This window comes from Komarekiella delphini-convector SJRDD-AB1, assembly GCF_014831675.1.
In the GTDB taxonomy this organism is placed as follows: Bacteria; Cyanobacteriota; Cyanobacteriia; order Cyanobacteriales; family Nostocaceae; genus Komarekiella.
Genome location: NZ_VJXY01000055.1, coordinates 35,824 through 41,823, shown reverse-complemented (window position 1 = coordinate 41,823; position 6,000 = coordinate 35,824). Strand labels below are relative to the sequence as shown.

Annotated in this window: 4 protein-coding genes and 1 pseudogene; 2 read left to right on the top strand and 3 right to left on the bottom strand. The window is 33.7% G+C overall.

Features of this window, described 5'->3' with window-relative positions; translation table 11 throughout:
- Nucleotides 1–318: 318 nt before the first annotated feature.
- Nucleotides 319–744 (top strand): annotated as a pseudogene (locus FNW02_RS31325) (beta/alpha barrel domain-containing protein); the annotation flags it as partial.
- Nucleotides 745–1,220: 476 nt separating this feature from the next.
- A complete protein-coding gene (locus tag FNW02_RS31320; RefSeq protein WP_348535473.1) occupies nt 1,221–1,595 on the top strand; it encodes a hypothetical protein in 375 nt (124 codons plus the stop codon).
- Nucleotides 1,596–2,167: 572 nt separating this feature from the next.
- Here the strand turns inward: FNW02_RS31320 and FNW02_RS31315 are convergent.
- The 3 genes from FNW02_RS31315 to FNW02_RS31305 form a co-directional block, all read right to left on the bottom strand.
- Nucleotides 2,168–2,443 carry a hypothetical protein gene (locus tag FNW02_RS31315; RefSeq protein ID WP_191761348.1) on the bottom strand — a complete coding sequence of 92 codons (276 nt, stop codon included), beginning with the start codon at nt 2,441–2,443 and terminating at the stop codon, nt 2,168–2,170.
- A 733-nt stretch (nt 2,444–3,176) separates the two neighbouring features.
- The gene (gene trpC, locus FNW02_RS31310) at nt 3,177–4,061 is read right to left on the bottom strand and encodes an indole-3-glycerol phosphate synthase TrpC (protein WP_191761342.1); all 885 of its coding nucleotides are present in this window, start codon (nt 4,059–4,061) and stop codon (nt 3,177–3,179) included.
- 69 nt (nt 4,062–4,130) lie between these two features.
- Complete coding sequence (locus tag FNW02_RS31305; RefSeq protein ID WP_191761341.1) at nt 4,131–4,409, bottom strand: HetP family heterocyst commitment protein; 279 nt, start codon at nt 4,407–4,409, stop codon at nt 4,131–4,133.
- Nucleotides 4,410–6,000: the final 1,591 nt, after the last annotated feature.

The following is a 6,000-nucleotide window of genomic DNA, read 5'->3' as shown; positions in this document are numbered from 1 at the left end:
CCGTTTTGAAGGGTTTGCTTTTTCGCTCAATAGCTGCTCTTTTTTAACTTCAGCTTAGTTAATTATTTTAATTGACGCATGCCACTTGCTCTATCATGGCTTTCAAACTATAATCTTTTCATGGTTCAGTTGCCTTTGCGAACTGCGCTTTCCAGCGCCCTCTCTCAGGCACTTATCCAATATAACGAGCCTACATAAGTTTGTCAACTGTTTTTCCATCTATTTTGGAAAAATACTTTTGCCATCGTCTGTAATCAATACACCGCCAGCTTTTTAGCCTATATTATTTCTCAATATCCATTAGGAAGCTACAAAGTTTTGACCAATTTTGCTGTTTTGCCGCCAAGGCTTGTGTTAGACCCACTCTTGCGTGACTGGCTTTTGGAAGATCTTGGCCGCGGCGATCGCACTACTAGTGGTCTGTTAGCCCCAGATGCAACTTCAGCAACAGCGAGGTGGATCGCAAAAGCACCTGGGCTGATTGCTGGCTTACCTGTTGCAGCTAGAGTTTTTCAGCTTTTAAATCAAAAAATTAGCTTTGTGGCACTTACCACCGAGGGTGCAAGGTGTGAACCCGGACAGCTCGTCGCGAAAATTGAAGGTTCCCTTGATGCTTTGCTGAGTGGCGAACGCCTTGCTCTCAATTTAGTTATGCGTTTGAGTGGTATTGCTACTCTCACTAATCTTTATGTTCAAACAATTGCCGATTTTCCTGCTCAACTCGTCGATACCCGCAAAACTACGCTAAGGGATAACTTTTGATGAGTTTAGCTAAAAATTATAAGTGGTACGAACAGCTTTTAGGAAAATATAGTTATTACTGAAAATGTGTCAGGAACCGATGACGACAAAAAAGTTAGATTGATCAATATATTTACAGTATTTTCAATTATTTTTAACTAAATCAAACTACGTATTTATATCTAATTTTTACTAGTTAAAGTATCAGGATATATAGCTTTTAAGAGTGCTTTGGTAAGCGCTCCCATAACATAGTATATGCTAAATCATCCTTTATAGCTATACTGGACAAGCTTTCAGAACTAGAGATATGTAGTTAGCAAGAACAGGTATAAGTAAATATAATCTTCGTGTATCTCCCAAAGTTTGACTTACAGTGGTTTCACTGCGCTCAAGCTTATAACAATAAGTATAAAAAGGATATAGAGTTTACATCTTTATTACTTATGTTTTTGAAGAGATTTAGTAGTGTATTAGCAGTGATTGCATTATCAGTTAGTGGTACAGCGATCGCTCAGACAACTAATAACTATATTTATATTGAAGTGGGCACAGATAGTCATGGGAATCCAATTACTCTAGATTTGTCATCTATCAAAGGAACCGAGTATATCCTCTTATATAAGCATGGTGATAAAACAGTAAAAACAACTCTTTATGCTTCCTGTAATGAAGGTAAATTGTTTTCAAAAAGAGTTTCTCTTTATACATCAACTGGACGACTAACTAGTGATAATAACACCGAGCGAGAGATTTTTCCAAAGCCTGGGACTGCTGATGCTGGCTCTATGGAGATTGTTTGTCAGGCAGCAGGCATACACAAGGATTACTCAACTCAAAACCAAAAATTTTGAGCAAACCTACTTAATTCAGTGGATATAGTAAGTAAAAAAAGTAGAGAAAAAGGAGAACGTTATCTACAAAAAAGTAGAATATTACCTTTATATAACTAAATAGTGCGAAATTTGTACTATTTAATTACAATAAATCTTAATACTTATCCCCTTGATTTATACTGGGGATATTTTTGTATATGAGTGTTTTATTTTATTTATAAAAATTGTCCATATGCTGTACAGGCGCAATTAGACAAAGTATCTGTCAATAAAAAAGTATATAATACTTGTTCATAAAAATCTTAAACAAGTTGTTTCAATTAACACATAATTACAATTAAAAACTTCAAGAAAATGTTAATAAAATTATAAAAATATAATATACATAAAAACGGAAGAGCAAATTACTCTCCCGATTGACTTTTTAACTAATATCAATATCTACAACAATGTACTTAATATTTAATCAAAATACAATGTAAAACTCTTTGCCTTACTGAAAGATTGATTTTTAACTTTTCAGTACAAGTTTATAGAAAATTAATATAAGCTATTAGCTTTTATGTGTCATTTAATGACTACTGACAATTCTAAAATGTGAAATAGCTCCAGTTATGGCTGCTGCCTCCACTATAGTTATAGCTTCCACTATGGCTGCTACCTCCACTATAGTTATAGCTTCCACTATGGCTGCTACCTCCGCTATATTTGTAGCCTCCACTATGGCTGTTACCGTAGCTTCCAAAATATTTACCTCCCTCGATAGTTTGCATTTCTTGAGTGGCTAGTTCATTAAGAAAGCTTTCCGAATCACGAAACAGATCATAACCAGCAGATTGTAGTTCTGAAATTTTTACATTAGTCATTGGGCTAAGTCCTTTGTTCTAAAGTAAGTATTTTTACATCACAAGTAAGATTAGACTATGTTTCGTCTAACCCTAATTCTGATGCTTGCAAATTGCCTGAAACAAATCAAGTATTTAGAATTAATTGCTTAGACATAATTAATAGAGTTTTGGCTATATATATTTTGAGACTAGGGTTTGAGTTACCAAAAAAGATATTCATTGAAAATTTGCTGAGCTCAATTATTAATTGACCACGGTATAGTTGTTACGAAGTAGCTTTATCTTCTTAGAGTTGAGATGAAAGTTACAAAAATTGGTGCACTACAGCAAATTTATCATTTAGAAAAGAATTGTTGAGTTTAATTGGCTGTAAAATCTACTTAAAAGCCAAATATAAAGCTTTCTTTCTTCAGTCACTATTGGTATGGTGAGCGATATTGGAAGCAGTGATGCCAGAATGACCAGGAATAAATAAAAAAGGCTGTAATTGCCGAAGTAGCAATATTTACTATTAAATCCTTTAGACATTAATTGTTAAGATTTTTGCACAAATAAATAAAGCATAATTACTTTGATTATGTCTCACAATATTATTTTTGGTCAAAATCCTAGAGTTGTATTTGTGGTTATTGAAATTTCACAATTACTTTATCAATCCTGATTGATGGAAGTAAATTTTTATTAAAAGGAAACTAGTATTGAGATAGTTGCCATGATTTAAGAGAAGAAACTAAATCTCCTGTTTACCAGGTTATCTTCCTTTTGCTCCTTTTTTGAAGGAGTCGTTGTAAGCTGGAGAATCAAGTCTGAGCAAACTACGCACAGCGTGCTCTAAATCGTCCTCTTCAACTAAAGATTCTCCCATTACAACTGCTTGTGTACCAGCCTCAACGACAAAAGATAAATCAGCAGGTGTATATAGCCCTGATTCACTAACGACCATAATGCCCAAACTTTGAAGTTGCGATCGCCTAGCTGCTAGTAGTTGCTGAGTGGTATTGATGTCGATGCTAAAATCTTCTAGACTCCGGTTGTTAATTCCTACTAAACGTACGTCATCAAGCTTTAAGACTCGATCCAGCTCAGCTAAGGTATGTACTTCTACTAAAGCATTCATTCCCAAATAGTGAATTACTCCCAACAAGTGTTGGAGTTCTTTATCTGAAAGAATTGCTGCGATCAACAGCACTGCATCTGCGCCTGCTGCACGTGCTAAATAAATTTGGCAAGGGTCTAAAATGAAGTCTTTGCATAATAGAGGCAGTGATACTCGATAGCGGATAGCACGCAAATTCTCAAAACTGCCTTGAAAAAATTCCTGGTCTGTAATGACAGAAATACAAGTTGCGCCACCACGCTGATAGGCTCTAGCGATCGCCACTGGGTCAAAATCTGATCTGATAATTCCTTGAGTTAAAGACGCTTTTTTCACCTCTGCAATGATGCACGGTCGGTAAGGACTTTGTTGTAAAGCAGTGAAGAAATCTCGCACGGTTGGAGCAGCACTCACCTGGCGTGGAAAAGAAGCCCAAGTCATCTCTTGCTGGATCTGTGCGACTTCATGCTTTTTCTGCCATACTATCTCTTTGATAGGAGGTTGCAAACGGCTATTAGGGGTAGTAGCGAAGTAAGTCATAAGCTGCTGTGAATAGGGAGTTCAATATGTTATCTTTCCCAACTTGGCATAACATCACGTTTGTATTTTTCAGAGTTGAAGCCAAGTTGATTTGAGATCAAACGCTTCTACCGTCTCACTATCAGTTTGATTTGGCTTTGAGCTTGTAACTAGGCAGTTGTTTTTGAGCAACCGATAATAAGTGCGGTAAGGTATGTATTCTATCGGGTTATAGCCAACAAAACGCAGGATTAAAACACATGCCCAGGAATATTTTCCCGCAAGAATTGCGTTAATAATTTGCTCAATCTGTTCATTATTGATTTTTCTACCCATTTGTGTTTGGTAATCAGTAATGTTTTGAGTCATAGTATGCACCTTTTTGTGTAAATTAAAACTAATCTATGTCTGACAGAATTTCTCCTTTATTTACCGAATTTACCTAGTCATTTTATTTCTGTAAGGGAGCAAAATATATAAATTTCTGCTGAATATTAGGTAGTAATGTAAATCACAAAACATAATAACTTTTATCAGAATATTTTGAATTAATATAATGCAAATGTTTGATGCTCAAGCCAGTTTAACTATATGAAAAAGAAAATTTTGGTACCATAGCACAGGTTAAAAAACAAATGACACTGCCTAGACAAGCATATACTTTTACATCCGATAAAATTAAGAGTTATTTCCAATTGATATTTTAAGGAGAGGTGGGTTTAACTAGCCTAATAAATATCTAGTTAAACCCACTCTTATAAATAAACCGTATTGCAGAAGCTGCTTCTTCGTTAAGCTTACTTAATTTCAGCAATAGATATATGAACATTTTTTTGATAGATATGTCTATTCTTTAGGTCTTTATTTGTTTTTTAGTAGAGATTAACTTTGACTTAATGAAAGGTGCTTGGCTACCATCAACATCTAAATGTTGATGAAACTTTCCTCATAGTTTTTTCAGCAGTTGTGCTGTCCTCTAAACAAGCCTTTGAGAATATATAAGTAGATATGATTTAAGGGTTACATTAACAATAAAGTACAAGTTGGGGTATCACATAACATAAAGAATCCAAAGTATTTACAATGAATAATTTGTTAATTAACTCATCCATTTCTTTTAATTTTTTTATGGCTCCAATATCTAATTAGGCAACCTAATAAGTTTATATCTAATGATAGTTGTTATTTATAAATTTTTCCGACTTTAAGTAGTGCGATCATAAACAAGTATTATATAATACAATATATCTGCGTCTTTTAAATAGTAAAAATAACAAACAGATAGATTGAAAATACTGAACCAAAGCTCAAAAACCAATTTTTCCTCAAAGTCTGATCGCAATCATAGCAGTGTGGAGAATTGTTTGGAGTAATTAGGCGGTCTTTATAGTAATTATTATTATGTGTTTTCCTATACATGTATTTTTAGTATTTACTACTACTTTTGAGAGATCCCAAAATGTACATACTTAATTCATTAATAAAAAATGTATTCCTTATGACGGATGACTAGACATATTATTATGTAGTTAAATCCCTGAATGAGCAACTTAAGAGAAGTTAATTTATGAGCAATTACAAGTAAAAATTTGCTTATTTTAGAGCAGATATAGCTTAATTAGAATTGACAAAATTATCTTAATGTGGATTCAAGTTTAACCGATGTTCATTCTCTTGATTGTAAAAAAAATACAGGTTGAGTAACTATAATCAAAGTTAGTAACTGGTTTCAGCTTGTCTGTTATGTTTTGGAATAAAACTTTTAGAAGTTGAATTAATGGATATGCCGAAAAATCATACAGTTAAATGTGACTCAAGATTACAAGTCACTTAATACTTGCCAGTTTAAAGTTAATTAGGCAAACTATCATAGACTAATCAAGAGTAAAATCAATAGGTATTAACTCTTTATTTTAGTTACAAGTTAAAAAATCAATGAGTTTTTCAGTATCTTAACTTT

Excerpts from the sequence above, each read along its gene's own strand:
- FNW02_RS31315 (WP_191761348.1), bottom strand. The coding sequence starts at position 2,443 with ATGACTAATGTAAAAATTTCAGAACTACAATCTGCTGGTTATGATCTG.
- trpC (WP_191761342.1), bottom strand. The coding sequence starts at position 4,061 with ATGACTTACTTCGCTACTACCCCTAATAGCCGTTTGCAACCTCCTATC.
- FNW02_RS31305 (WP_191761341.1), bottom strand. The coding sequence starts at position 4,409 with ATGACTCAAAACATTACTGATTACCAAACACAAATGGGTAGAAAAATC.